This is a genomic window from Achromobacter sp. Marseille-Q0513, assembly GCF_018195695.1.
Lineage (GTDB): Bacteria > Pseudomonadota > Gammaproteobacteria > Burkholderiales > Burkholderiaceae_B > Achromobacter.
In genome coordinates this window covers 1-467 of record NZ_JAGTJY010000512.1, presented here as the reverse complement: position 1 = coordinate 467, position 467 = coordinate 1, and the positions used below count along the sequence as shown (strand labels likewise).

The 467-nt window shown below is 51.4% G+C and carries 1 protein-coding gene; it reads left to right on the top strand.

The genetic code is table 11. The annotated features are described in order from the left end of the window. The first annotated feature begins 37 nt into the window (after positions 1–37). The gene (locus tag KDH83_RS31535) at positions 38–367 is read left to right on the top strand and encodes a trypsin-like peptidase domain-containing protein (protein WP_283093869.1); all 330 of its coding nucleotides are present in this window, start codon (positions 38–40) and stop codon (positions 365–367) included. The last annotated feature ends 100 nt before the right edge of the window (positions 368–467 follow it).

Below are 467 nucleotides of genomic sequence, written 5' to 3'. Positions count from 1 at the left end.
AAAGGAATCTGTGGGAGTTCAAGAGTTTCACCAGGCGATGAATAAAGGGTTCAAGGCAGATATGACGGGGCCTCTCTTTAAGCGAGGTGTTGTCGGGAATATTCGACGTATCCTTGCAGAGAGTTCGCAGCCCGGAGAGAGCGTGAATTGGCACGTACTCTATGTTGACAATGCGATGCACCCTGGAGCAAGCGGAGGGCCCTTATTCAATGCCAATGGAGAGGCTGTTGGCGTTGTTTCGCAGCGAGCAGTTACGTTCGTTGATTCGGGAAAGCAAGTACTCTCCATGCCGTCTGGATGTACGGTCGTCGTTAGTTTGACCCCTCTTGAACTAGTTTTACGAAGATTCCGTAATGCTGGGAAGTAGGGGGTCGTGCGGGATGTATGTTGTGGTCGTGTGTGAGTGGGGAACTGTCGGTTTCTGCGTCGTCGGGCCTATCCGTAATTTTGTGTGCGAGGCATATCAT